The following is a 25488-nucleotide window of genomic DNA, read 5'->3' as shown; positions in this document are numbered from 1 at the left end:
GCGGCCCATCGATACGATGCGCGACGGCGGGCGAAGGCTCGCCGTTTTCGCAGCCACGGCTGGCGACGGCCGGCGTGACAGTGTGTCGTCAGCCAGGCGACGCCCCGGTAGGCGCCATGCCCCTGCGCATTCCGTACCTGGACCACGCCATGCGCATGGATGGAAATCTCAGACCCGGCCGATGGCGGCAATTCTTCCATGCCCTGCGGGTATAGTGCGGGCCTTGCGGTGGCTGGGGAGGACCCCCACATCGTCCCACCCCCTACGTTTGCGAGCCTGCCCTTGTCGAGTCCCAGCCACGTTGCCGAAACGCCGATCACCGAACGCGCGGAACTGGTCCAGGTGCTGGCCTCCGGCGAAAAGCCGAGTGCGGACTGGCGGATCGGCACCGAGCACGAAAAGTTCGGGTTCCAGCTCGACGACCTGCGTGCGCCCACCTTTGAAGGCGCCCGCGGCATCGAGGCCTTGCTGACCGGCTTGACCCGTTTCGGCTGGGAGCCCGTGCAGGAAAACGGCCACACCATCGCGTTGCTGCGCGACGGCGCCTCGGTGACCCTGGAGCCGGCAGGCCAGCTGGAGCTCTCCGGCGCGGCGGTGGAAACCCTGCACCACACCTGCGTGGAAACCGGTACCCATCTGGACGAGGTGGCGCAGGTGGCCGGCGAGTTGCAGCTCGGGTTCCTGGGCATGGGCTTCCAGCCCAAGTGGCGCCGCGACCAGATGCCGTGGATGCCCAAGGGCCGCTACCAGATCATGAAGAACTACATGCCCAAGGTCGGCTCGCTCGGCCTGGACATGATGACGCGCACCTGCACGGTGCAGGTCAACCTGGATTACGCCACCGAAGCGGACATGGTGCAGAAGTTCCGCGTCTCGCTGGCGTTGCAGCCGATCGCCACCGCGTTGTTCGCCGATTCGCCGTTCACCGAAGGCAAGCCGAACGGCTACCTGAGCTACCGCTCGCACATCTGGACCGACACCGACGCCGATCGCACCGGCATGCTGGATTTCGTGTTCGAAGACGGCTTCGGCTACGAGCGCTACGTCGATTACCTACTCGATGTGCCGATGTATTTTTCCTACCGCGATGGCGTCTATCACGATGCCAGCGGGCAGAGCTTCCGCGACTTCATGCAGGGCAGGCTGCCGGCGCTGCCGGGTGCACTGCCGACGCTGCGCGACTGGTCCGACCACATGACCACCGCGTTCCCGGAAGTGCGTTTGAAGAAATATCTGGAAATGCGCGGCGCCGACGCCGGCCCGTGGGATCGCCTGTGCGCGTTGTCGGCGTTCTGGGTGGGCCTGTTGTACGACCAGACCGCGCTGGATGCGGCCTGGGACCTGGTCAAGGATTTCAGCCCCACCGAGCGGCATGCGCTGCGCGACGGTGTGCCCAGGCACGCGCTGGGCCTGCCGTTCCGCAACGGCACTGCGCGCGATCTGGCAGTGGAGGCGGTCAACATCGCGCGCGAAGGCCTGCGTCGTCGCGCACGCCTGAACCGCGACGGGCAGGACGAGACCGGGTTCCTGGACGTGATTGCCGAGATCGCCGAAAGCGGCGTCACCGCCGCCGAGCGCAAGCTGGCGCTGTATCACGGCGCCTGGAAGGGCGATATCGACCGCGTGTTTCGCGAGTTTGCTTACTGAGTGAGCGGTACGCGCTGGAAGGCGTGCCGCGAGGCGGGACGCGTTGCCGTGCGTGACGGTGCGCGCAATGGATTGCCGGTAGCGCAAAGATTGCGTTTTGCGGTGCGCCCTCCATGCGCATCGCACAACTGCTCGCCAGGCGTTGTCGCCACCGCCGTCACTGGTCCCGCGCACTGATCCGCCGTTGGCCGGCCCGCTCTGCGCTCAGCGCCGCTCCGGCATGCACGGCAGGCGCACGGTCACGCGCAATCCGCCCTGGGCGCGATTATCCAGCCGCAGATCGCCGCCGTGCGCCAGCACGATGCTGTGCGCCACAGACAGGCCCAGGCCGATGCCGCCGGTGCCGCGGTTGCGCGAGGACTCGCCACGCACGAACGGCAGCAGCAGTTGCTCGCGCTGGGTCGGGTCGATGCCGGGGCCGTCGTCGTCGATCCACAGCACGCCGTCCTCGCCGTCGCGCTGCAGGTGCAGGCGGGCGCATTTGCCGTATTTGAGCGCATTTTCGAGCAGGTTCATCACCGCCCGACGCAACGCCAGCGGGTCGCCGTCCAGGGTGATCGCCGGGCCCGGCAACAACACCGCGTCGGCGCCGATATCGGTGGCGTTGTCGACCACGCTTTCCACCAGTAGGCGCAGGTCCAGCGGCGCGCGCTCGCCGCGATGACGATCGTTCTGGATGAAATCCAGTGCGGCAGAGATCATCGCCTTCATCTCGTCGATATCGGCCAGCGCCTTGTCGCGGAGCGGCGGTTGCAGGTCGTCCAGGCGAAACGACAATCGCGCCAGCGGCGTGCGCAGGTCGTGCGCGATCGCTGCCACCATGTGGGTGCGCTCGTTGATCAGGCGGTTCAGGCGTGCCTGCATGCCGTTGAACGAATCGGCCGCGCGCACGATCTCCGGCGGGCCGCTGCGTTGCAGTGCAGGGGCATGCGGGTTGCGGCCCAGCCGGTCGGCGGCTTCGGCAAAGCGCTTGATCGGCGCCGACAGCGCGCGCGAAAACCACCACGCCAGCGGTACGTTGGCGAGCAGGCCTGCCAGGAACAGCAACACGACGTGGGTCTTGAATTCGGCCGACAACCGCCGGCGCGGCGACTCCACCGTCCGCCAGCGGCCATCGGGCTGCTGCAGGGCGGCGGTGAAGCCGTCCAGCAGTGGCACGCCGGGTGTCAGCCGTTCGTTTTTCCAGTCTTCCGGCGCCTGGCCCGGCGCTGCTTCACTGCCGAAGGGCCGGCCGTCGGTCGTGACCGCACCCGCACGGGCGGGCGGCCATTCCGTCGGCCGCTGTCCGTGGTCGCCAGCGGCGGCATCGGCCATCTGCGGCAGCCTGCGCGCGCGCTGCAACGGCTGCTCGTCCAGGCGCGGGATCTGGCGCTCGTCGGCGCTGCGATAGAACCGCACATGGCGTGCGTCCACGTCCAGCCAATGCGCCAGCAGCATCTCCGCGAATGGGTCGCGCACCTGGCCAGACGGCGGTGTCGGCGCCTGCGCACCATCGTGCACCTTCAGGGTCTGGGTACCGGCCGGCATGCGCGTGGACAGCAGCGCCACCACCTCCGGCGGATGCACCGGTGGCTCGTACACCGGCGTGCGCATCACCAGCAGGGCGATGCCGATCACCTGGGCGGTGAACAGGGCCACCGCCAGCAACACGAACGTACGGGCAAAGATCGACAGCCCGCGCCGTGCCGGCTTGCTCACAGGCGCGAGACGCTCGGCAGCAGCATGTAGCCTTCGTTGCGTACGGTGCGAATCAACTCGGTATGGACGCGCTCATTGATCTTGCGGCGCAGGCGGCTGATCTGGCTGTCGATGGCGCGGTCGTAGACGTCGGTGTCGCGGCCGCGGGCGTAGTCCAGCAACTGGTCGCGGCTGAGCACCCGCTGCGGGTGCTCGACGAAGGTGCGCAGCAGGGCGAATTCGCCGTCGGACAGGTTGATGAAGATGCCGGTGGGGTCGCGCAGGTCGCGGCGTACCACGTCCAGCCGCCAGCCGGCGAATTCGTAGACGTTGCCGCGCTGGTCGGCCTGCTCGCTGCTGGCCTGGCTGCGCCGCAGCAGCGCGCGGACCCGGGCCAGCAACTCGCGTGGATTGCAGGGTTTGGCCAGGTAGTCGTCGGCGCCCACTTCCAGGCCGATGATGCGGTCGGTGTCGTTGCCCAGCGCGCTGAGCATGATGACCGCAGGTGAACCGCGCTCGCTGGCCAGGGCACGTGCCGCACTCAACCCATCTTCTCCGGGCATCATCACGTCGAGTACGATGAGGTCCGGGCGGTGCTGCGCCATGCGCGTGCGCATGTCCGCCACGTTTTCGGCCACGTCCACCTGGTAGCCGTGGGCGCTCAGGAATTCGCCGATCAGCTTGCGCAGGTCGGGGTCGTCGTCGACCACGAGAACGCGGGGTTGTTGCATATCCATGGAGGTCATCGTCGGTGGCGCGGAGGTTGGCCCGCGCAGGGTGGTGGCTACCGGATACATGGTGCTCGCAGATGCAAGGCTGGAACAAACATAATAATGATGGAATTTGTCAACCATTGGCACACGTGCAAGGCACCATGACGGGACGGGACATCGCGCAGGACATCATCGCTTCGACACCGCGCCAGCCCGACGGTGTGCGTGCGCAGGCCAGGGCGTTTCCGATGATGCGGGTGATCAGCCGCGACAACGGCGTGGGCCTGACCCGCGACATGGTGCTGATGGCGCAGACCCTGCGCGCCGGCGGCGTGCCGGTGCAGGAACTGGGGTTCACCAGCCAGCGGCTGCAGGACACCGGCCGCGAAGCGCGGCTGTGGGCCAGCCGCGCGCTGTTCGGGCGGGTGCCGCTGCAGATCTTCTCCGAACGCGTCTACGCGCGCTGCCTGGCGCTGGGGCAGATCAATCTGCTGGTGCCCAATCCGGAATGGCTGCTGCCCAAGTGGCTGCCGTTGTTGCCGCGCTTCGATGCGGTGCTGTGCAAGACCCATCATGCCGAGCGGATTTTCCAGAACCTGGGTTGCACCACGCGGTTCATCGGTTTCACCAGCCCGGATCGCTACGACCCGCAGGTGCCGCGGCAGCGCGCGTTTTTCCACCTGGCCGGGCGCAGCACCGCCAAGGGCACCCGCGTGCTGCTGGAGACCTGGAAGCAACACCCCGAGTGGCCGCTGCTGACCGTGGTGCAGAACCCGCGCACCGCCGGCAAGCCGGTGGTGGCGCCGAACATCGATCACCGCGTCCGTTATCTGGACGATGCGGAACTGCGCCGGCTGCAGAATGCCCATCTGTTCCATCTGTGTCCTTCCGAGGCGGAAGGATTCGGTCACTACCTGATGGAGGCGCTCAGCGTCGGCGCGGTGACGCTGGCGACCGATGGCGAGCCCATGAACGAGTTGGTGCGGCCCGAGCATGGCGTGCTGATTCCTGCGGCGGAGGTGCGCCAGCGGCGCCTGGCCTCGTATTACTACGTGGACGCAGCGGGCATTGCGCAGGCGGTGGATACCGCACTCGCCATGCCGCAGGTGCAGCTGGATGCGCTATCGGCCAATGCGCGCGCCTTCTATCAGGCCAACGATGCCGCATTTGCGGCCCGCTTCCGGAATGCGGTGCTGGCATCGCTGCCCGGGCATGTGGCAGACGACGCGGTCGGTGTCGAACCGGTCGGTGTCGAAGCAGTGGTGGTCGAGCGTTGACGTTCGACGTCGACGTCCTGCATCGCTGCACATGCTGCAGCGCCTGCGTGTGCCGAGCTGCCATCGATCGGTGTGCGCATGCGCGTGACGTGCTTCCACCTCTCCGCCAGATTGCCGGTCGGCTGATCCTCATCAGCATCTGACTGCATCGCAACGCCTGCGGCGGGCGGCAAGCGGACGTTGCCGTAGGTGCGCCTTGCGTGGTGTATCGCCAAGCGCCGATGGGTTAGGGTGCCTGGACTGCGCTGATCGAGAACGCGCTGCAGCTGCCGTCATCGTGCAGCGCTTGTTCCGTGTCGAGCACGCTGCTGACAACCTCTTCGCTGTTGATCACGCATTGTGGTTGCCAAGGATTGCGAGTGATCGATCATGGCTCCTGCAGGAAAGATCCCGTCACAATGAAGAGTCCCTCCGGGCCACAGGTCGAGAGTGAGGTGGCGTTGCGCGACGAGCTGGCGGGCATGCGCCAGCTGCATGCGTTGCAGGTCAGCCTGGCGGCGCAAGCGGACGCGCGCGCTGCGTTGAGCGAGATCACCGCGCTTGCCTGCGCATTCGCGCGCACAGCCTGTGGCTGCGTGCAGCTGGTCGATGCGCACAGTAGCGAGATGGAGTTGCGCGTCTATCAAGGACACGACGAAAACAGCCCGTTCGTGCAGCATTTCCTCAAGGACGGGTTTCAGGCGACCTGCCAGGCCATGCGTCGCGAACGCCGGCAACTGGTGATCGAAGATATCGAAACGTTCGCGCCGCTCAAGCACACGCCGGACTACGACGCAGCGCTGTGCAGCGGCATCCGCGCCGCCCAGTTCACGCCGTTGTTCAGTCGCGACGGCACGCTGCTGGGCTTGCTCGGGACGCAGTTCAGCGTCCCGTATCGTCCCGCCGACCATGAGCTACGGCTATTGGAGCTGCTGGCATGGACGGCGGCCGATTTCATCGAGCGCTACCGGTCCGAGCGCGCGCTGCGCGCCAGCGAATCGCGATTGCTGGCCCTGTCTGCGGCAAGCTCCGAGGTGCATTACCGGGTGAGCCCGGACTGGAGCGAGATGTGCGGGCTGGGCAGTGCGGACGCGTTCGCGGGGGTTGTCGATCCGGACCGGCGCTGGATCACCGACTACATCCCCGAGGAGGATCAGGCGCAGGTACGCGATCGCATCGATGCAGGCATCCAGGGCAGGAGCGCGATCATGCTCGAGCACCGTGTCCGCCGTAGCGATGGCAGCGTCGCATGGATGTCGACCAAGGCCGTGCCGGTGATGGAGGCCGATGGCCGCATCCGCGAATGGTTCGTGGCGGGTGTCGATGTCACCGCTCGCAAGCAGGCCGATGTGCAGCTGCGCGCCAGCCAGGCGCGGCTGGCCTATGTGCTCGATCAGGTTCCCATCGGCGTGGGATTGTTCGATACCGCCGGCATCTTCACTTACAAGAATCCGCGCCTGCACAGCCAGCTCGGTGACCGGATTCCGTCGCGCGACGACGTGCATGGTGGGCACTGGAAGGGCTTCGACCAGCAGGGCTGCCCGGTGGCAAGCGAGGACTTTCCAGGCGCGCTGGCCTTGCGTGGGGTGGACTCCACCTTGCCGGTGGACTTCGTGCATGTGGGGGGCGACAGCGAGCGCTGGCTGCGCGTCACCGCCGTGGCGCTGCGCGATGGCGACAAGGTGACCGGCGGGCTGACCGTGGTGCAGGACGTCACCGAGCAGCGACAGGTGCAGGCAGCGCTATGGCAGCTTGCCGAGCGCAACCGCGACATCCTGGAAAGCATTTCCGATGCGTTCTACGGCGTGGATGCGCAGTGGCGTTTCACCTACGTCAATCGGCAGGCCGAAGCGGTGTTGGGGCGCACGCGTACAGCGTTGCTCGGCAAGGTGCTGTGGGACCAATTCCCGGAGATGGTGGGGTCGCCAACGCACCGTGCGCACCTGCAGGCGGCGCAGAGCGGCCGCATGATGCGCCTGGATGCCGCATCGCCGGTGCCCGGGCACTGGGTCGACATCAGCATCTATCCCACCGGCGACGGCGGCCTGTCGGTGTATTTCCGCGACATCACCGATCGCAAGCATGCCGAGCAGCAACTGCGTACCAGCGAGGAACGCTTCCGCACCGCACTGACCATCGAAACGGTGGGGGCCACGTACTTCGACATGGACGGCCGCCTGATCGATGCCAACGATGCATTCCTCAAGATGACCGGCTACAGCCGCGCCGAGGTGGAGGCGGGTGGACTGACCTGGCAGAACCTGACGCCGGCGGCGGCAAGCGCGTTGTCGGCGCATGCCTTCCACGAGCTCAAGACCAAGGGAAGTGCCACACCGTACGAGCGCGAATATCGGCGCAAGGACGGCAGCCTGCGTTGGGCCTTGTTCGCCTCCAAGCTGCTGCCCGACGGGACCGGATTCGAGTTCGTACTGGATATCACCGACCGCAGGGCCACCGAGGCGGCGCTGCGCGAAGTGCAGGACCGCAACGCCTTCCTGCTGAAGCTCTCCGATGCACTGCGGTTGCTGTCCGATCCGGCGGCGATCCAGAGCAAGGCAGTGTGCCTGCTCGGCGAACACATGAACGCCGGATGCGCCTATTACGTGGAAGTGGACGGCGATGGCGGGCGCCCGCTCGTCGCGCGCCACTGGCATCAACCGGGCCAGGCCAGCCAGGCGCGTGGCGCGGTGCTGACCGCCTGGCCGCTGTCCTGGCCGAGCGAGCCGGGTACCTGGGTGGTGCGTGACATCCGCACCGACGGCGCGCTGCCCGACGACCAGCGCGCGGCGGCCGGTGGCAACGACATCGGTGCGCTGATCGCGGTGCCGTTGATCAAGCGCGGGCAACTGGTGGCCGCGCTCGTGGTCAATCAGCGCAACGCGCGCGACTGGACGGTGGCCGAGGTGCGGCTGGTGGAAGAGACCGCAGCGCGCACCTGGGAGGCCCTGGAACGTGCACGTGCGCAGGATGCATTGCGGGACAGCGAGGAGCGTCACCGGGTGATCCTGGAGAGCGCGCTGGACTATGCCATCTTCACCGTCGACCCCGGCGGGCGGATTCAGACCTGGCCACCCGGCGCCGAAGCGGTGTTCGGCTGGACCGCCGAGGAAGCGGTGGGGCAGGACATGGCGATGACCTTCGTGGCCGAAGACCGGCTGGCAAAGGTGCCGCAGCACGAGCTTGAGCAGGCGCGCCGTAGCGGCGTGGCCCCGAACATCCGCTGGCATCAATGCAAGGACGGCCGCCGGGTGTTCATCGAAGGTGCCACGCGCCCGTTGCGCGATGGCAACGACGAGCCGCTGGGCTATCTCAAGATCGGCCAGGACGTGACCCGGCGACGGCAGTGGGAAGATCGCCAGCAGGTATTGCTGGCCGAGCTGCAGCACCGCACGCGCAATCTGATGGGCGTGGTGCGCGTGGTCTTCAACCGCACCCAGCGCAGCAGCAAGAGCATTGCCGAGCTGGCCCTGGTCTACAACGACCGTCTGGATGCGCTGGCGCGCGTGCAGAGCCTGTTGTCGCGCTTGAACGACGGCGACCGCATCGTGTTCGACGAGTTGCTGCAGGTCGAACTATCGGCGATGGGCGCAATCGATGCGCAGGGGCGCGGTGAGCGGGTCGTGCTGGAGGGGCCGCGCGGGGTGCGGCTGCGCTCCAGTACCGTGCAGACCTTTGCGCTGGCCCTGCATGAGCTGGCCACCAATGCCAACAAATACGGCGCGCTGGCGCAGCCTGGCGGGCACCTGCTGGTGCGCTGGCGGCTGCATCGCACCGACGATGGCATGCGCCTGCGCATCGAATGGCGCGAATCCGGCGTGGACATGCCGGCACCGGGGGCCGCCCCGCAGGGGTCCGGCTACGGCCGCGAACTGATCGAGCGCGCGCTGCCGTATCAGCTGCAGGCCGAGACCACGTATGTGCTTGGCCCCGATGGCGTGCATTGCACGATCGCGCTGCCGGTCTCGGAAAGCATGCGGCTTGCAGCCGACGGCAGCACGCCACCTGCCGCCGGCGACGAAGGACGTGCTGCCGGCGATGCGTAGCGCACGCGGGTGCCGCGGCCCGACGCACGCTGCCGTGGTCCCGTCGGGACCGCACCTGTCGCATGCGGTTTTGCGGCGCAGGGCGGTGCGCGAAGGCATGCGGCAACGCAACAGTCCACCGACGCAGGCGGGTTCAGCCTGGCACGCGACAACCATCCCCGTGCTGACCTGAAAACCATCACGGCGGCACCGAAAACCGTCTGCGCGCCTAACGCACCCGGCGGCGGCATCGCTTTTCTGCTGGAAATGCCTATACTGCCCCCCAGTATTTTGGCCGGAGGCCGGCATGCCGCATTCGCCGCTGGAAAAGAAGCGCGCCCTGGCGCGGGTACGGCGCTTGCGCGGGCAGTGCGACGCGCTTGAGCGGGCGCTGGAGTCGGGCGCAGACTGCGCCCCGGTGTTGCAGCAGATCGCTGCGATCCGCGGGGCCGTCAACGGGCTGATGTCGCAGGTGCTTGAAGCGCATATCCGCGAGGACTTCGGGCATGCCGCCGCATCCGATGCGCAACGCGCCGAACGGGTGCAGGACCTGCTGGGCCTGGTCCGGTCCTACCTCAAATAAATCTCCCACCGGGCCGGCGCTTGCCGGCTCCGTCCTTGAACATCTCGTCAGGAGCGCTACCCCATGAAATCCCGTGCAGCAGTCGCATTCGGACCCGGCAAACCGCTGGAAATCGTCGAAATCGACGTCGCACCGCCGAAGGCCGGCGAAGTGCTGGTCCGCATCACCCACACCGGCGTTTGCCACACCGATGCCTTCACCCTGTCTGGCGACGACCCGGAAGGCATCTTTCCCTCGGTGCTGGGGCATGAAGGCGGCGGCATCGTCGAGCAGGTGGGCGAAGGCGTCACCAGCGTCAAGGTCGGCGACCACGTCATCCCGCTGTACACGGCCGAATGCCGCAAGTGCAAATTCTGCCTGTCCGGCAAGACCAACCTGTGCCAGGCCGTGCGCGCCACCCAGGGCAAGGGCCTGATGCCCGATGGCACCACGCGCTTCTCCTACAACGGCGAGCCGATCTATCACTACATGGGCTGCAGCACTTTCAGCGAATACACCGTGGTGCCGGAGATCTCGCTGGCCGTGGTCAACCCCGATGCGCCGCTGGAAAAGGTCTGCCTGCTCGGCTGCGGCGTCACCACCGGCATCGGCGCGGTGCACAACACCGCCAAGGTCAAGCCGGGCGAAAGCGTGGCGGTGTTCGGCCTGGGCGGCATCGGGCTGGCGGTGATCCAGGGTGCGGTGCAGGCCAAGGCCGGGCGCATCATTGCCATCGACACCAACCCGGGCAAGTTCGATCTGGCGCGCAGCATGGGCGCCACCGATTGCATCAACCCCAAGGACTACGACAAGCCGATCCAGGAGGTCATCGTCGAGCTGACCGATGGCGGCGTGGACTTCAGCTTCGAGTGCATCGGCAACGTCAACGTGATGCGTTCGGCGTTGGAGTGCTGCCACAAGGGCTGGGGCGAGAGCGTCATCATCGGCGTGGCCGGTGCCGGCCAGGAAATCAGCACCCGTCCGTTCCAGCTGGTCACCGGCCGGGTGTGGCGCGGTTCCGCGTTTGGTGGCGTCAAGGGACGCACGCAGTTGCCGGGCATGGTGGAGCAGTCGATGAAGGGCGAGATCGATCTCGATCCGTTCATCACCCACACCATGCCGCTGGAAGAGATCAACGAGGCCTTCGACCTGATGCATGAAGGCAAGTCGATCCGCACCGTGATTCATTTCTGACCAGACGGCCAGGAGCGGCGCGCGGCCGCCTCCGCGCACGTGGTACCCGAGACTCCCGGGAGGGACATGATGACAAACGTGTCGATTCATCCTTCGGTAGATGGTGGTGTTGCGCGTGGAGGTGCGGAGGGCTTTCAGGGGGGAACCCTCGAATGCCACTGCGCGACCGACAAGGTGACCGTGGAGGTGGCCGCGCAGACCGCGCACAACCACGCCTGCGGTTGCAGTAAGTGCTGGAAGCCTGCGGGCGCGAAATTTTCGGTGGTGGCGGTGGCGCCGCGCGACAAGGTCACGGTGACCGCGCATCCCGAAAAGCTGAAGATCGTCGATGAAAGCGCGACGATCCAGCGCCACGCATGCACCGGATGCGGTGTGCATCTGTATGGCCGCATCGAAAACAAGGACCATGCGTTCTACGGTCTGGACTTCGTGCACACCGAGTTGTCCAAGCAACAGGGCTGGTCGGCACCGGGCTTTGCGGCCTTCGTGTCGTCGATCATCGAAACCGGCACGCCACCGGAGCAGATGGACGGCGTGCGCGCGCGGCTGACCGAGTTGGGGCTGACCCCATACGACTGCCTGTCGCCGGGATTGATGGATGCGCTGTCGACCCAGGTCGCGCGCCAGAAAGGCCTGCTGCATTGATTGTCCAACCCTGCGGCCGGTGCACCGGCTGCAGGGTTTCTCTTCGTAAGGAATCTTCATGGAACGTATCGAACACCGCGCCTGCTTCGGCGGCTGGCAGGACGTGTATCGCCATCAGTCGCAGACCTTGAATTGCAGCATGCAGGTGGGCGTCTATCTGCCGCCGCAGGCTGCCGATGGCCCCTTGCCGGTGCTGTACTGGCTGAGCGGCCTGACCTGCACCGAACAGAATTTCATCAACAAGGCCGGCGCGCAGCGCTACGCGGCCGAGCACGGCGTGATCCTGGTTGCGCCCGACACCAGCCCGCGCGGCGACGATGTGGCCGACGCGGACGGCTACGACATCGGCAAGGGCGCCGGTTTCTACGTCGATGCCACCGAGCAGCCCTGGGCCGCGCACTACCGCATGTACGACTATGTGGTGAACGAATTGCCGGCATTGATCGAAGCCAATGTCGCCACCACCGGTGCGCGCGCGATCAGCGGCCACTCGATGGGCGGGCACGGCGCGCTGACCATTGCATTGAAGAACCCGGGCCGCTATCGCAGCGTATCGGCGTTTTCGCCGATCGTCGCACCGAGCCTGGTGCCGTGGGGCGAGAAGGCGTTTGCGCAGTACCTGGGCGACGATCGCGCGACGTGGAAGGCCTACGACGCCACCGCGCTGATCGCGCAGGCGCAGGAACGGTTGCCGCTGTTGATCGACCAGGGCGATGCGGACGAATTCCTTCAGAACCAACTGAAGACCGCGCTGTTCGAAGATGCCGCCAACGCGGCCGGCTATCCGGTCACCGTGCGGATGCAGCCAGGCTATGACCATAGCTATTACTTCATCGCCAGTTTTATCGGCGAGCACATCGCGCACCATGCGGCGGCGCTGCGCGGCTGATGGGGTGCGGTTGCGGGCGGTCGAGGATGTGATTGGGCGGGGCGGGGCGGGATGGCGCGGCACGGCAAAGTGGCAGACATCTCGTAGTCCCGGGGTTACACCGATTGGTGGCAACGCACACGAGCGCAGACCGCAAGTGATCCCTTCTCCCTTCGGGAGAAGGTGCCCCGAAGGGGCGGATGAGGGCGGGGCGAAGCCGCATGCGGTTGAACGTAGCGAGGGCTTCGCCACGTACCCTCACCCCAACCCCTCTCCCGGCGGGAGAGGGGCTCGCTACTTCGCTGAACGTTAGTGGCGCGTTGGTGCGGGTATCGTCGTCACCCAACACCAACCAAGCTGATGCCTGCAACGCGCTAGCGCGCCACCTGGGCTGCCAGCTTCCCCAATCGACGCATTGCGCGTTCCAGCGTCTCGCTCCATGGCTGGCCGCAGGTCAGGCGGATGTGATCCGCGTAGTCGCCGCGGCTGGAGTACAGATGGCCGGGCGAGGTGCCGATGCCTTCGGCCAGTGCGGCCTCGAACAATGCTTGGCCGCTTCCACCCTCGGGCAATTGCAGCCACAGCGATAGACCGCCAGCCGGGTCGCCGATGCGTGTGCCATCGGGCCAATGCCGCACGACCGCATCGCGCAGACGTTGGCCGTTGTCGGCCAGGGTGCGGCGCAGCTTGCGCAGATGCCGTTCCAGGTCGTGCTGCGCCAGATAATCGGCCAAGGCCAGTTGCGGCAGGCTGGCGCTGCCCACGGTGGAAAAATACTTGGCGCGTACCAAGGCCTCGGTCCAGTCGCCACCGAGCAACCAGCCCACGCGCAAGCCGGGTGCCAGCACCTTGGAAAACGACCCGCAGGTGATCACATTGGCATGGGTGTCGAAGTGGCGTAGCGGGCGCGGTCGCTGGGCCGACCAATCCAGCTCGCCGTAGATGTCGTCCTCGATCACCACGGTGCCATGGCGGGCGCAGCTGTCGAGCAGTGCGCGCTTCGCGCTGTCGGACGTCAGGCTGCCATTGGGATTGTTGAAGTTGGGCACCAGCACCGCCGCGCGCACCGGCGTGCGTTGCAGCAGCGCGTCCAGGCGCGCGACATCGATGCCCTGGCCTGCGCGGTTGGGCACTTCCAGTACCTTGAGCCGCAAGGCGGCCACCGCCTGCAGGATGCCGTGATAAGTGGGCGTTTCCACCAGCACCACGTCGCCCGGTGCGGTGAGCGTGCGCAAGGCCAGGCTGATGGCTTCCATCGCACCGGCAGTGATCACGACTTCTTCCGCAGCCACGGTGGTTGCGCAGTGTGCATAACGCTGTGCGATCTGCCGGCGCAGTGCGGCATAGCCTTGTGGCGGTGCGTAGTCCAGTGCGGCGGTACGTTGGCGACGCAACTGACGCGAGAATGCTGCCGCCAACTGTGCAGCCGGCAACAGCGCCGGCGCGGGAGTGGCGGTATGCAAGGGCACCAGGTCGGTACGCGCCAGGGTGTCGAGTACGCGCTGCAAGGCCGGGTTGTCCACCATGCCGGGTTTACGCCGACGCGTTGCAGGTACTGATACAGGCGATGCAGAGGCGGTGGTGCGCACGAAGTAGCCGGAGCGCGGCCGCGCCTGCACGCGTCCTTCGCGTTCCAGCTGCAGGCAGGCCTGCACTGCCGTTGCCGTGCTGATGCCGTGTGTGGCGGCCAATTGCCGGATCGAGGGCAGACGCTCGCCGGCACGCAGGGTGCCACCTTCGATCTGCTGTCGCAGCTGCATGGCGAGCGATTCATACAGAAGCATGTGCTGGTGCCTTTCATCTGTATTGGTCAATTTGCAGCGTATCTGAATCTGTCATGGTCGTGTCGTGCATTGCAGACTCGCTGTGCCCGGTGAATGCGCCAGGCGTGTGTCCTCTTCTGCGAGGTTGGTCGTGCTGCTTCCCGTGTTTATCGTCGATGCGTTCACTGCGGCGCTTCAAGGGCAATCCTGCGGTAGCGAAGATCCGGTGACCGGGTCGATCCATGCCGCGCTGGCGCCGCCATGGGCGGGCAGGCTGGGCAGGACGCAGTTGACCGCACTGCAGGCATCTGCGCGCGCCGGCGAACTTGCATGCCGGGCGGAGCCGCGGCATGTGTCTGTGCACGGCAGCGCTGTGCAGTATCTGCAGGGAACGATTGCGCTATGAGCATCGCCTTGTCTGTTCAAGCGACATCCGTCGGCACTGCGCGACGTGCGATCTGGCAATTGCTGGTGGCCGAGGTGTTGATCGGGTCGGTGGGCGTATTCGTGCACGAAAGCGGGCAGGATCCGGTGACGGCGGTGTTCTACCGCTGCCTGTTCGGCGCGCTGTTTCTCACCATCTGCGGACTGATCGGCGGACAGTTGCGTGGGGTGTGGCGCGACCGCACGCTGCTGCGCGATGCCGTCATCAGTGGCGTGCTGCTGGTGCTGAACTGGGTGGCCTTGTTCGCCGGCATGGCGCGCTCGTCGATCGGCGTGGCGACGATGGTCTACCACGTGTTTCCGTTCGTGATGTTGCTGCTGGCGGCGCTGCTGCAGGGCGAGCGCACCCGTCGCGCCGACCTGGGCTGGACGCTGCTGGCGTTTGTGGGCGTTGCGTGTTCGGCCGACCCGGCGCGGCTGTGGCAGGCCGCCGACCGCGGCTATCTGCTCGGGATTGCGCTGACCCTGCTGGCCGCGCTGCTGTGCGGCGCCTCGCTGCTGATGTCACGCCGCATCAGCCGTGAGCGGCCGTTGGCGGTGGTGACGGTGCAATGCTGGGTCGGCACGTTCCTGCTGGCGGGATTTTCCAGCAGCAGCGCGTTGCATCCCGGCCTGCACTGGGTCTGGCTGGTGGGGCTGGGCGTGATCCACAGCGGCATCGTGTACGTGCTGTTCTATTCGTCGTACCGGCATCTGCAGGTGGCCACGATCGCGGTGCTGGCGTTCGTGTATCCATTGGTCACGCTGCTGCTGGACTATCTGCTGTACGGCCACGCCCTGGTGCCGGTGCAGTGGCTGGGCCTGGCACTGATCGTGCTGGGCACGCTGGCGGTCAACCTGAAGTGGCACTGGCCACGCCGTGCCTCGACACAGGCGTGACCGTACGCCGCCACGCGTCCCGCATGGCGGCGCACAGCCTCAACGCACGTCGCGCATCTGCCAGTGCGACCCGGCCAGGGCCTGCATGCGCTGCTTGAACAGGTCGCCGGGAATGCTGGTGGTCGCAACCAGATCGATGCGCAGGTCCTGCTGCTTGCCGGTGACCGTGGCGGCCGGGTCGGTGATGCCCAGGCTCGGGTCCACCTCGTCCGGGTCGGCCTGCAGCTGGCGCCAGCGATCGAACCACGCCGGATCGCGCAGGGCGGCCTGTAACTGCTCGGCAAACGCCTCGGCGCCGTTGGCGGTGAAGCTCACCGAGGGCGCGCTGCCACGGGCGAGATTGGGGTCGGGCAGGCTGATCGAGTAGCTGACAGGCATGGACACGCTCCGTTGAATGACGGCGGCACACTAGCCGAGGACGGGTGAGAACGCCGTCGAAGGCCAGGTGCCGCCAGGCACGTGCCTCAGGCGGAAAAACCATGCGGCTGGGCCGCGAAGGCCACCGCCAGCGCGCCCTTGCCGACGTTGACCATGCCGGTCAGGCTCATCACGCTTTCGAACAGTTCCACGCCGTGGCTCTGGCAGGCGCCCTGCAGTGCCGCGTAGCCGGGCAGGGCATGCAGCTCGGCCAGCTCGCCGCCATAGCCCACGCACACGGTCGGGGTCATCAGGCCGTCGCGGATCTTGCGGACGGTGAAGCCAAACAATTTGTCGGCCGATGGCTCGAAGCCCTTGAGCTTGGCCACCGGCTCGGTGACGCCGCGGTACGCGCGCAGCACCGGCTTGATATCCAGCGCGCTACCCAGCGCCGCACCGATCAGGCCCACGCTGCGGTCGCCCTTGGTGCGCGCCCGCGCGCGCAGGTAGTAGAGATCGCGCGGGATCATGTAGCCGTAGGTGTGCTCGGCCAGCTGTTCCAGGCGGGTGCGGATCGCCGCCACGCCCTGGCCCTGCTCGCGCAGGCGCACGGCCTCCACCGCGGTGATGCCCTGGCCGGCAAACAGGTTGAGCGTGTCGATCACGCGCAGTGCAAACGGCGAGCCGTGGCCGGCGGCCTGACGGATCGGCTTGTAGTCGTTGAGAATCGCAAAGCTGGCCTGCATCGCGTTGTCGAAGATCTGGCTGCGCAGCTTGGAGATGGTCAGGCAGAACACGTGGTCGTAGTCGATGACCAACCGCTGCAGAAACAGGTCGCGGATCTGGTTGACCGAAAACGGCGTGGTTTCGGCTTCGTGGCCGCGCTCGGCCACATGCGCCTGCAGAAAGCTCAGCGTGGCCTCTTCATCGCGGTGATCGGCCAGCACCGCCTCGCCGATGCGCACGCTGATCGGCAGCACGATGACGTTGTTGCGTTGAAGAAATTCCTGCGGCAGGTCGCACGCACTATCCACCACGATTCCGATGCGCATCGTCGCCCCCTCCGGCTGTTGCGTCGTCTGTACTGCGAACGCTATCGCAAAACCGCCGCCGCGCGTAGACCCGTTGGCGCGCGGCGTGCCGGCAGGCTGCTCGCGCGCCTTCAGCCGCGCCTGCCGGCCCCTTGCATGCCCATTGTCCGGCAGCCCGGGCCACGCTGCGGTGGCATCACACTCGTCGGCGGTGCGTTGCCTGCCATGCCGCCCTGCAGCATTCCCCCTCGCGGGTGCGCCCAGGTGCCTGACCGATACATGTCGCCACCGCCGGGAGATGGCAGCGAACTGCGGACCAGGACACGCTTGGCTTGCCAGGTAGCGCCCGCTATCGCGCTTGGCCGCTCCGGCCTGCCGGAATCGCTATAGCTCCTCTCACAGCACCGCTGCTAGGGTCGGTCACGACCGCTGCAGGGCGGGTCTTGGTGGCGCCGCACTGGCGCCGCCGCGCCGAACACAATGGAGACAGAGATGCAGACCACCCCATCCAACACCCTCACGCAGGCCGCGCCCAAGGCGACCACCACACGGCGGCGCGCATCGCGCTGGTGGAAGGCGGCACTGGCCCTTGGCCTGGTGGCGCTCGCCCCCGTGGCCCTGGCCGGCCCGTACAAGATCTTCGGCAACCACTACGCGTGGGTCAACAACTTCAACGACCCCAACAACATCATCCAGGGCACCTTTGGCACCGGCAGCACGCCGGAGTTGACCGTCACCTTCAACTTTGCCGACTACAACCTCTACGGCTACCCGGCCATCGTACGCGGCTGGCATTACGACTGGAATCCGACCACCGACAAGCTGTTCCCCAAGCAGATCTCGTCGATCAGCTCGCTGCCGTTCAAGTTCAATTACAGCGCCGGCGGCAGCAATCTGGCCGGCGACTTCGCTTACGACATCTTCTTCCGCTGGGATACCGCCAAGGGCAATCCGCAGCTGGAAGTGATGATCTGGGGCGACCACAACTCCTGGCCGATCGGCACCGTCACCGCGACCAAGGTGATCACCGCCGGTGGCCGCACCTTCGATCTGTGGGAAGGCTTCAACTCCGGTGCCGGCTATTACGTCTACACCTTCATCCCGACCGGCACCGCCGGCCAGCCCACGCTCAAGACCAGCGGCAGCCTCAACATCGACGCCAAGCCGTTCCTGACCTGGCTGCAGAACAACCGCTCCAAGGATGGCCGATACAACAACAGCATGTATCTGCATGCGGCCGAGGCGGGCTTTGAAGTGGTGCGTGGCAATGGCTGGGCCAAGGTCAGCGCCACGATGGATGCCAAGTAACGCGATGGGCTGAGGTGCGCGTGGGCCGCCAGTGCGGCGGCCTGCGTGCGCGCTGCCTGTTCGCGTGTGCATCTCGCGTGTGCATCGCCGGCAGCTGCGTGAGGCACTACCTGCTCGCAGCTTCGCCGGGCATGAGGTGCATCACGCCAATGAGGTGGCCGTCTGCGCCGCGCCTGTCATGCAGGTGGCGCGCATCGGAGGAGGCCACGGTGATCGGTCCGCATGGATGGTCGTGTCTGCGCCCCGTCAGTGCGTGGACATCCGCTTCGTGACGCAAATCTGTTGCGCAGGCGGATGACGCAATGGTCGTGTGTCCGGCGCCTGGCGTCCTGCCAGGTTGCAGGCGTCCCCATCCCTGATCGGAGCTCACCCATGCACCGGCAGCGCGTACCTGGCGATTACGTAGTCGTGTTCACCGCTGTTACATCGCCACCAGCTGGATGCTGTCGAACACGACGGCCGGGCTGAGGAACCCATTATCCGGCGATCCGGAGGCAAGCCCGATCTCGATGCGGTTGCTTCCGGCCTGCAGCGCCGACGCGGGGATGTCCACCTCATACAGCGTGTTGTTGCCGCGTGTGGTGCCACGGGTGATGCCGCGCGTCTTGGGCTGGTTGGGAGCAGCGGGCACCGGGCCGTTCCAGCGGGCATTCACGCTGATCTGCGGGCGTGCGCTGACCTGGGCCAACGGCACGAAGATGCGCAGGCGATAGCCGCGCACCTCGCTGGAGGCCAGGGCGAAGTCGATGCGGGTGGGGTGTTGATGCTGCGCCACTGCAACGCCGGAAAACTGCTCATGCTGCTGGCGCCCACGGTGTAGGTCAGCGGTGACCAGCTCATGCGCCGGTCGGACGGGTGCGCGCGCGGCAGCAAGTCGGCATGTCGAAATCCGGCCGGGGTGCCGTCGGGCACGCCGATCTGCCACTTCACCGTTCCTGGCGCTGTCACCGCCTGCAACGCGGCCTGCGCCGTGGCATTGGCAAACACTTCGACATCGCGCTGCGCCACCTCCAGCTCGCTCTGGTACAGCGTCATGCGATAGCGCCCCGGGCGCACGCCGGCAATCTGGTAATCACCGCTGCCATTGGCTCTGGCCCAGTACTGCGCCTGCTCGTTGCGCAGCCCGATCACGGCCGGCTGCCCGGAGAGCACGCCGCCGACGCGGCCGCTCACCGCACCCCGCCCGTCAGCGGCCAGATAGCCGTTCAAGCCCAGCGTGGCATCGACGAAGTCGGTGCTCAGCTGCGCGCTCGATGGCGCGCCGCCATCGGTGAACAACAGGCCGTAGACACCATGCAGGCCGCCGCGGAAGGCCTCGGTCTGGGTATGGTCGGAATACATGTAGTTGTAGAGCTCATGGGTCACGCGGGTTTTCTGCGTGGCGATGTCCTTGAAGAACGGCCCGCCGGAACTGCGTTCGCGGTTGCCCATCAGCATGAACACCGCAACCCCGGAGCCGCTGACACCATGCACCTGGTCGTCGAGCATGCGCCGCGCCGAATAGAATTTGGAGCTGGTGCGGCCGTCCGGCAGCAGGAAGACATCTTCGCCTTCGATCGCCGTGCCGACGCTGGAATCGGGTTCCTGCTGGGCAGTCGGCAACTTGGACACATTCAGGCGCGCGATGAAGCGCAGTTCGCCCACCGGCAGCAAGGTCGGCGCATAGGTGGCCATGTAGATCGCATTGCGGCCCTTGCGCACGATGTAGTACTGAACCAGATCGCCGGCCTTGGCCGATACCACGATTGCCCCGCCCACCACGCGCGCGTCCACGCTGGCACTGCCCAGCCCGGAGGCGATGTGCGAGCCCTTCGATTCGGTGGTCTGCAGCTCGTTGTCGCGGTAGCGCATCGACACGATGTCGCCATTGTTGGCGTTGACCGAAAACACCAGCTCGGCGCCGCTGTCCACCACCACGCGGTCGCCGCTGCGGGTGAACCCGAATGCCGCCATGGCCGGGGCGCTGACGCCGGCGTACAGGCACAACGCGCACGCCAGCATGCGCAGGGTCGGGCAGAACATGTGGGTCTCCATGGCGACGTGAGGCGGCAAGCCGGATGCCGATGGGCGATGCTAGGCGGGCTGGACCACGACGGCGAGCGCGCAAGCAGCAGAGCGTGCGGCGCGTTCAAACTTCAGCAATGAACCTAAGTGCCGGTCACGCTTCGGCTGCGACCGGCAGACGTATGGCATGTGCCGCAGCACCTGCCGCCTGCGTCGATCTGCGTCGCGATGTGGCCGGCTTGGCGCAGCACGTCGCAATCGAGCCAACGTCATCCGCCGGGCCGAACCAGCGGGGCCGCGGTCGTGCAGCAACGGTGCCCGCAGCTGGCAGCTGCCAGGGAACGAAGGCTGCCGGGTAGTGCCAGCCGCCAAACCGGCAACAGGCGATAAGCCCGATGGCTGCATCACTGCGACGAATGCCGCCGGCGGCACGCGGCGAGACGCCACGACAGCGCAGCGTCCATGTCTGCCAGTCCACCGCCCTCCCACGTGCAACAGCAGGTCGTGCAGGGTGGCGGTGTTGCCGAGCGCGCTTTGGGCGGCGCTGCCAGGCCGCTGCATGTGCGGGTTGCGGGTGTGATGGCAGCGCTTTGCGGCGTACGCATCAGCGCACGCCGCACGCACTCACTTCAGGTACGCACGTGGCAGCTGCCCGGCCTGCTGCAGGTAGCGGTCGCGCAGTTCGCTCTGGCGCGAGCGCATCGGCATCTCGCGCCCGCCCAGCCAGACCTGCTCGGCGTAATGGGCGACATCCAGCGGGTCGCCTTCCCACAGCACCAGGTCGGCCTGCTTGCCCACGGCAATGCTGCCGATGCGATCGCCCACCCCGAAGATCTCCGCAGGCACGCGGGTCAGGCCGGCCAGCCCCGATTCCCACGGCAAGCCATTGGCCACCGCGTTGCCGGCCAGCTGACGCAGCTTGCGGGCGTTGTGCGAGGCGTCGCCGCTTTGGCTGAAGCTGACCTCCACACCGGCCGCGCGCAGGCGTGCGGCGTTTTCCAGCGTCGCGCCGATCTGGTCGAAGGTCGCCGGCAAATCCGCCAGCGCGTTCACCAGCACCGGCACCCTGGCCTGCGCCAGTTGCGGGGCCAGCTTCCACGCCTCGGCGCCGCCGGCGATGGCAATGCGCACCTTCTCGCGTTGCGCCCAGCGCAACAGCTGACGGATGTCGGCGGCACGTTCGACCTGCACCACGATGCGGCCTTGCCCGGCCAGATACCGGGCCAGCACGCTGCGCCCCATCGGCGTCAGCAATGCATGCGGCGACTCGGCGGGCACGCGGCCGCGTGCTTCGGCCACCAGTTGATCCAGCAGCATCCATTGCGCGGCACGCGAGCTGCCGGTGAGGTCGGACGCCGCTGCACCGATGCGGATGAACAATGCATGCGGGCCCACCGGGTCCGGGCTGCCATCCAGCCGCACGATGCCGCCCTGGCCGGCGATGAAGGCGCCGCTGGTGGTTGCGCCCAGCGCCGTGAAGCCGATGCCTTCCACGCGCGCCACCGGCACCAGCACCGAGTCGGGGTTGTAGGCCAGGGTGACATCGAACTCCGGGCGCATCGGTTGATCGGCCAGCTTGACGCCGCTGTCCACGGTGCTGTCTTCGCCGGAGACTTCTTCGATGCCGATCTCGGTAATGCCGCCGAACAAGGCCGGCGTCAGCGGGCGGCCCTTGGCCTCGATCACGCGACCATCGGCCGGCGCGGCCAGGTTGCTGCCGATCGCGCGGATCACGCCGCCCTGCACCAGCACGTCGGTGTGCTGCAGCGTGCCCTGCGTGGTGGCGGTGTGCACGGTGGCATCGCGGATCAGCACCTGCTGTGCCAACGCCGGCAACGCCAGCGCGGCCAGCACCAGCGCCGACAGGGCACGCCGCTGCGGGCGAGTCAGGATGCGGCGGCTCATCGTGCCACCTCCTGGCCCAGCATGAAGTCCGACACCGGTTGCAACGCGCGTTGATGCCGGTCGTAAACCTGCGCGCCGTCGATATACACCTGTTCGGCCAATGCGTAGGAACTGAAGGGGTTGCCATTCCACACCACCACATCGCCCATCTTGCCCGGCTCCAGCGCGCCGGTCTGCTGCTCGATGCCCAACGCCTTGGCGGCGTTGCTGGTGAGCCAGCGGATCGCGCGCTCGGGCGCAATCTCCATGCCGCTGCGGCGCGCAGTGGCGATCACCTTGGCGGCCTCCTGATTCAGGCGCTGGATGCCTTCTTCCGAATCCGAATGCACGATGGCGCAGCTGTTGGCAGGCCGGTCGACCATGGCGATGTTCTCCTGGATGCCGTCGAAGGCTTCCATCTTGAAGCCCCACCAATCGGCCCATAGCGCGCCGCAGACGTTTTCCTGCGCCAGCCGGTCGGCCAGCTTGTAGGCCTCCACGCCATGATGGAAGGCGGCGATGTGGAAGCCGAATTCCTTGGACAAGTCCAGCATGGTGGCCATTTCGTCGGCGCGGTAGCAGTGGATGTGCACGCGGATATCGCCATTGATGGCGCCGGCCAGCGTATCGAGCTTGAGATCACGCTTGCCGCCGGCATCGCCGCTGCTGTCGTTGTCGCCACCACGGCTCCACCAGTGACGTTTCTTGGCGGGTTTCTTCTTCGGTGCGTTCTTCTGCAGGTACTCGGCCGCATCGATGAACGCAGCGCGGTAACCGGCCACATTGCCCATGCGCGTACCGGGGCCGCCCTTTTCGCCGTAGACGCGTTTGGGGTTTTCGCCGCAGGCCATCTTCAGGCCCCACGGTGCGCCGGGGAACTTCATGCCCTGGTAGGTCGTGGAGGCGACGTTCTTCAGCGTGACGCCGCGGCCGCCGATCAGGTTGGCCGAGCCTGGCAGGATCTGCAGCGAGGTGATGCCGCCGGCCAGCGCGGTGCCAAAGCCCGGGTCCTGCGGCCAGATCGAATGCTCGGCCCACACGTTGGGCGTCACCGGTGCGGTCATCTCGTTGCCGTCGCTGTGCGCGCTGACGCCCGGGCTTGGGTACACGCCCAGATGCGAGTGCACATCGATGATGCCGGGCGTCACCCACTTGCCGGTGCCGTCGATGCGGCGTGCATCGGCCGGTGCCTGGAGTGCGCGGCCGACGGCGGCCACCTTGCCGTCGCGCAGCAGCACGTCGGCATCGTCCAGCCGCTCGCCGGTGCCGGTGAGCACCGTGGCGTGCTGGATCAGCACCGGACCGGACGCGAGCGCGCGGTAGGTGCTGGGGTAAGGGTCTTGCACGAACCGCGATGCCGCAGACGCAGGCCCGCACAGCAGCGCCGCGCCAAGGGCGGCGAACAGGATGGAACGCATGGATTTCCCCGGTGACACGAAAGCACAGGCCGCAAACCTAGCTGCCAGCGCCGTGCTTGCCAAGTGCTGGAGGTTGCGGTCGCGGCTGTCTCATCACATGCCAGAGCGCATGCTGTGCCGTATTCCTCAGGGGGGACGTCGATGATTGCCAAGACAGAACGCAACAAACAGGCCGACGTGGTGTTGGCCTTCTGGGAACTGGCCGGCTCGGCCCGCTGGTTCACGCACAACGATGCCTTCGATGCCAACTTTCGCCAGCATTTCAGCGAGCAGCACTTTGCCGCCGCACGGGGCGAGTATGCGCACTGGATGGCGCGCGCCGAAGACGCACTGGCCTTGTTGATTCTGCTGGACCAGTTTCCGCGCAATGCGTTCCGTGGCAGCGCGCATGCCTATGCCACCGACGGGTTGGCGTTGCAGTGCGCAAAGCAGGCGGTGGAGCGCGGCTTCGACCAGCAGGTCTCGGCGCAACTGCGGTTGTTTTTCTATCTTCCGTTCGAGCATGCCGAAGACCTGCAGGAGCAGGCACGCGCGGTGGAGCTGATCAGCGCACTGGACGATGCGGAAACCACCCACTGGGCGCTGGAACATCAACGCATCATCCAGCGCTTTGGCCGGTTCCCGCACCGTAATACCGTGCTGGGGCGCGCGACCAGCGCAGCGGAACAGCAGTTTCTCGATGACGGCGGGTTTGCCGGCTGAAGGCCGCCATCCACGCGCTGCATGGCGGCGGGTAACGGCTGTACACCGTGTCTGCATGCCAGCGTGATCGCCGAACAGCTGCGGGTACTGCAGCGGGGACGGGCACCACGCGCGATGCCGCCACCGGCACCGCGCATGCAGTCAATCGATCAGCAGCCGCCTGGCAAACCTTCCGACCGCCAGCTGGCACCTCCGCCGAGCAAGAGATAGAAGCCGTAGCTTTCGTAGCCGCTTTCCGACAGCACCAGATCGAGCGTGCCGTTGCCGTCGATATCGCCGAACTGCAGCAGATGGGTGCGCTGCGGCAGGTCTTCGCAATCGTCGCAGCCGCTGGCGGCGTGGCCGTGGCGGAACTGCCAACGGCTGCCGTCATGGTCGAAGATCGCAAGCACCGCGAGCACGCCGGTCGGGTTCTCCGGATTGCCGGTCTTGGTCGGGTGGTTGGAAGTCAGCACGGCCACGCGCCGCTGTGGCTGCTGCGCATCGGTGATGATCTGCAGCGCGGCCAGATCCTGCGTGCTGTCGGCATTGAACGCGGCCAGTGCCTGCGCCAATGCCGCCGGCTTGACGCGCTTGCGCAGCTGCGCGGTGTCGCTCACCTGGCGAAACAATTCGCTCTGTTCGGTGGCGGTGGCTGCACGCGACGCAAAGCGCTTGCCGGGGTTGAGATCTACCGTCGACAGCAGCGGCGAATCGGACAGCGCGGTGCTGCCCTTGATGCGCAGCTTCGCGGTGCCGCCGCACATGCTGTTGTCGTCCACCGTCAGCGACGCAAGCCGCACGGTGCCAGTGGATACGCCGGTATTGAAGACCTGCAGCGGCTGGCCCAGCAACGCCTTGGGCAGGGTCGATTCCTTTGCCACCGCCTTGCCGAGCCACACTGGAATGTATTCCAGCGGATCGTCGGATGGCTGGCTGTCGTAGGTCTGGACCAGCAGCACCGCGCGCGACGGTTCGGCAGCGTGGGCGGCCAGCGGTAGCAGCGCGGCCAGGGCGAGCGGGAGCAGGCGGGTGTGCATTGCGGCGGTGTCCTTGTGCGGGTTGATCCATGAAAAAACGGACGCTCCAAGGAGCGCCCGTTTCGGTGTGCGGTGTGCCGCAGCTGTGCAGGCCG

17 protein-coding genes and 4 pseudogenes are annotated in these 25488 nt (G+C 66.8%); 11 read left to right on the top strand and 10 right to left on the bottom strand.

Features of this window, described 5'->3' with window-relative positions:
* The first annotated feature begins 282 nt into the window (after window positions 1–282).
* Complete coding sequence (locus ACCQ12_RS16635; protein WP_228314524.1) at window positions 283–1647, top strand: glutamate--cysteine ligase; 1365 nt, start codon at window positions 283–285, stop codon at window positions 1645–1647.
* 204 nt (window positions 1648–1851) lie between these two features.
* Here ACCQ12_RS16635 and ACCQ12_RS16630 read toward each other — a convergent pair.
* The 3 genes and pseudogenes from ACCQ12_RS16630 to ACCQ12_RS16620 all read right to left on the bottom strand — a co-directional run.
* A pseudogene (locus ACCQ12_RS16630) lies at window positions 1852–2832 on the bottom strand (ATP-binding protein); the annotation flags it as partial.
* A 188-nt stretch (window positions 2833–3020) separates the two neighbouring features.
* A pseudogene (locus ACCQ12_RS16625) lies at window positions 3021–3345 on the bottom strand (two-component sensor histidine kinase); the annotation flags it as partial.
* Window positions 3342–4061, bottom strand: coding sequence for a response regulator (locus tag ACCQ12_RS16620; protein WP_081422439.1), 720 nt, complete (start codon window positions 4059–4061; stop codon window positions 3342–3344). The pseudogene ACCQ12_RS16625 and the gene ACCQ12_RS16620, both read right to left, overlap by 4 nt.
* Window positions 4062–4198: 137 nt before the next feature.
* On the opposite strand from ACCQ12_RS16620, the gene ACCQ12_RS16615 reads away from it, so the two are divergent.
* The 6 genes from ACCQ12_RS16615 to fghA all read left to right on the top strand — a co-directional run bounded on the left by ACCQ12_RS16615 (window position 4199) and on the right by fghA (window position 12605).
* Window positions 4199–5314 (top strand): glycosyltransferase, encoded by a 1116-nt coding sequence (locus ACCQ12_RS16615; protein WP_372382275.1) that lies wholly within the window; start codon window positions 4199–4201, stop codon window positions 5312–5314.
* Between the two features lie 398 nt (window positions 5315–5712).
* Complete coding sequence (locus tag ACCQ12_RS16610) at window positions 5713–9336, top strand: PAS domain S-box protein (protein ID WP_372382274.1); 3624 nt, start codon at window positions 5713–5715, stop codon at window positions 9334–9336.
* Window positions 9337–9622: 286 nt separating this feature from the next.
* Window positions 9623–9898, top strand: a complete 276-nt coding sequence (locus ACCQ12_RS16605; RefSeq protein ID WP_039411209.1) for a metal/formaldehyde-sensitive transcriptional repressor — start codon at window positions 9623–9625, stop codon at window positions 9896–9898.
* 63 nt (window positions 9899–9961) lie between these two features.
* A complete protein-coding gene (locus tag ACCQ12_RS16600) occupies window positions 9962–11071 on the top strand; it encodes an S-(hydroxymethyl)glutathione dehydrogenase/class III alcohol dehydrogenase (protein WP_039411211.1) in 1110 nt (369 codons plus the stop codon).
* Between the two features lie 69 nt (window positions 11072–11140).
* A complete protein-coding gene (gfa, locus tag ACCQ12_RS16595; protein ID WP_047695008.1) occupies window positions 11141–11716 on the top strand; it encodes an S-(hydroxymethyl)glutathione synthase in 576 nt (191 codons plus the stop codon).
* 58 nt (window positions 11717–11774) lie between these two features.
* Window positions 11775–12605: an S-formylglutathione hydrolase gene (gene fghA, locus ACCQ12_RS16590; RefSeq protein ID WP_166744276.1), complete on the top strand. Its 831-nt coding sequence runs from the start codon at window positions 11775–11777 to the stop codon at window positions 12603–12605.
* Between the two features lie 353 nt (window positions 12606–12958).
* On the opposite strand, the gene ACCQ12_RS16585 is transcribed toward fghA, so the two are convergent.
* Complete coding sequence (locus tag ACCQ12_RS16585; RefSeq protein WP_372382273.1) at window positions 12959–14368, bottom strand: aminotransferase-like domain-containing protein; 1410 nt, start codon at window positions 14366–14368, stop codon at window positions 12959–12961.
* A 190-nt stretch (window positions 14369–14558) separates the two neighbouring features.
* Here ACCQ12_RS16585 and ACCQ12_RS16580 point away from each other — a divergent pair.
* Together ACCQ12_RS16580 and ACCQ12_RS16575 are read left to right on the top strand one after the other, a co-directional pair.
* Window positions 14559–14753 (top strand): annotated as a pseudogene (locus ACCQ12_RS16580) (PhzF family phenazine biosynthesis protein); the annotation flags it as partial.
* Entirely contained in the window at window positions 14750–15670 is a 921-nt protein-coding gene (locus ACCQ12_RS16575; RefSeq protein WP_104581768.1) for a DMT family transporter, read from the top strand. The pseudogene ACCQ12_RS16580 and the gene ACCQ12_RS16575, both read left to right, overlap by 4 nt.
* Before the next feature lie 39 nt (window positions 15671–15709).
* Here ACCQ12_RS16575 and ACCQ12_RS16570 read toward each other — a convergent pair whose 3' ends face one another.
* Entirely contained in the window at window positions 15710–16048 is a 339-nt protein-coding gene (locus ACCQ12_RS16570; protein ID WP_372382272.1) for a hypothetical protein, read from the bottom strand.
* Between the two features lie 86 nt (window positions 16049–16134).
* Window positions 16135–17079 (bottom strand): DegV family protein, encoded by a 945-nt coding sequence (locus ACCQ12_RS16565; RefSeq protein ID WP_166744279.1) that lies wholly within the window; start codon window positions 17077–17079, stop codon window positions 16135–16137.
* 471 nt (window positions 17080–17550) lie between these two features.
* Here ACCQ12_RS16565 and ACCQ12_RS16560 point away from each other — a divergent pair, with 471 nt between their 5' ends.
* The gene (locus ACCQ12_RS16560) at window positions 17551–18366 is read left to right on the top strand and encodes a GH12 family glycosyl hydrolase domain-containing protein (protein WP_047694982.1); all 816 of its coding nucleotides are present in this window, start codon (window positions 17551–17553) and stop codon (window positions 18364–18366) included.
* A gap of 421 nt (window positions 18367–18787) precedes the next feature.
* Here the strand turns inward: ACCQ12_RS16560 and ACCQ12_RS16555 are convergent.
* The 3 genes and pseudogenes from ACCQ12_RS16555 to ACCQ12_RS16545 all read right to left on the bottom strand — a co-directional run bounded on the left by ACCQ12_RS16555 (window position 18788) and on the right by ACCQ12_RS16545 (window position 23672).
* Window positions 18788–20319 (bottom strand): annotated as a pseudogene (locus ACCQ12_RS16555) (rhamnogalacturonan lyase B N-terminal domain-containing protein).
* A gap of 675 nt (window positions 20320–20994) precedes the next feature.
* The gene (locus ACCQ12_RS16550; protein ID WP_372382271.1) at window positions 20995–22275 is read right to left on the bottom strand and encodes an amidohydrolase family protein; all 1281 of its coding nucleotides are present in this window, start codon (window positions 22273–22275) and stop codon (window positions 20995–20997) included.
* Complete coding sequence (locus ACCQ12_RS16545) at window positions 22272–23672, bottom strand: amidohydrolase (protein WP_166744283.1); 1401 nt, start codon at window positions 23670–23672, stop codon at window positions 22272–22274. The genes ACCQ12_RS16550 and ACCQ12_RS16545 overlap by 4 nt, the downstream gene beginning before the upstream one ends.
* Before the next feature lie 141 nt (window positions 23673–23813).
* On the opposite strand from ACCQ12_RS16545, the gene ACCQ12_RS16540 reads away from it, so the two are divergent.
* Window positions 23814–24374 carry a DUF924 family protein gene (locus ACCQ12_RS16540; RefSeq protein ID WP_104581764.1) on the top strand — a complete coding sequence of 187 codons (561 nt, stop codon included), beginning with the start codon at window positions 23814–23816 and terminating at the stop codon, window positions 24372–24374.
* Window positions 24375–24523: 149 nt separating this feature from the next.
* Here the strand turns inward: ACCQ12_RS16540 and ACCQ12_RS16535 are convergent, their stop codons facing one another.
* Window positions 24524–25393, bottom strand: a complete 870-nt coding sequence (locus ACCQ12_RS16535; protein ID WP_372382270.1) for a hypothetical protein — start codon at window positions 25391–25393, stop codon at window positions 24524–24526.
* Window positions 25394–25488 lie beyond the last annotated feature (95 nt).

Origin of the sequence: Xanthomonas sp. NCPPB 1068 (assembly GCF_041479385.2) — a bacterium.
In the GTDB taxonomy this organism is placed as follows: Bacteria; Pseudomonadota; Gammaproteobacteria; order Xanthomonadales; family Xanthomonadaceae; genus Xanthomonas; species Xanthomonas cannabis.
This window is presented reverse-complemented; position numbering and strand designations above follow the sequence as displayed.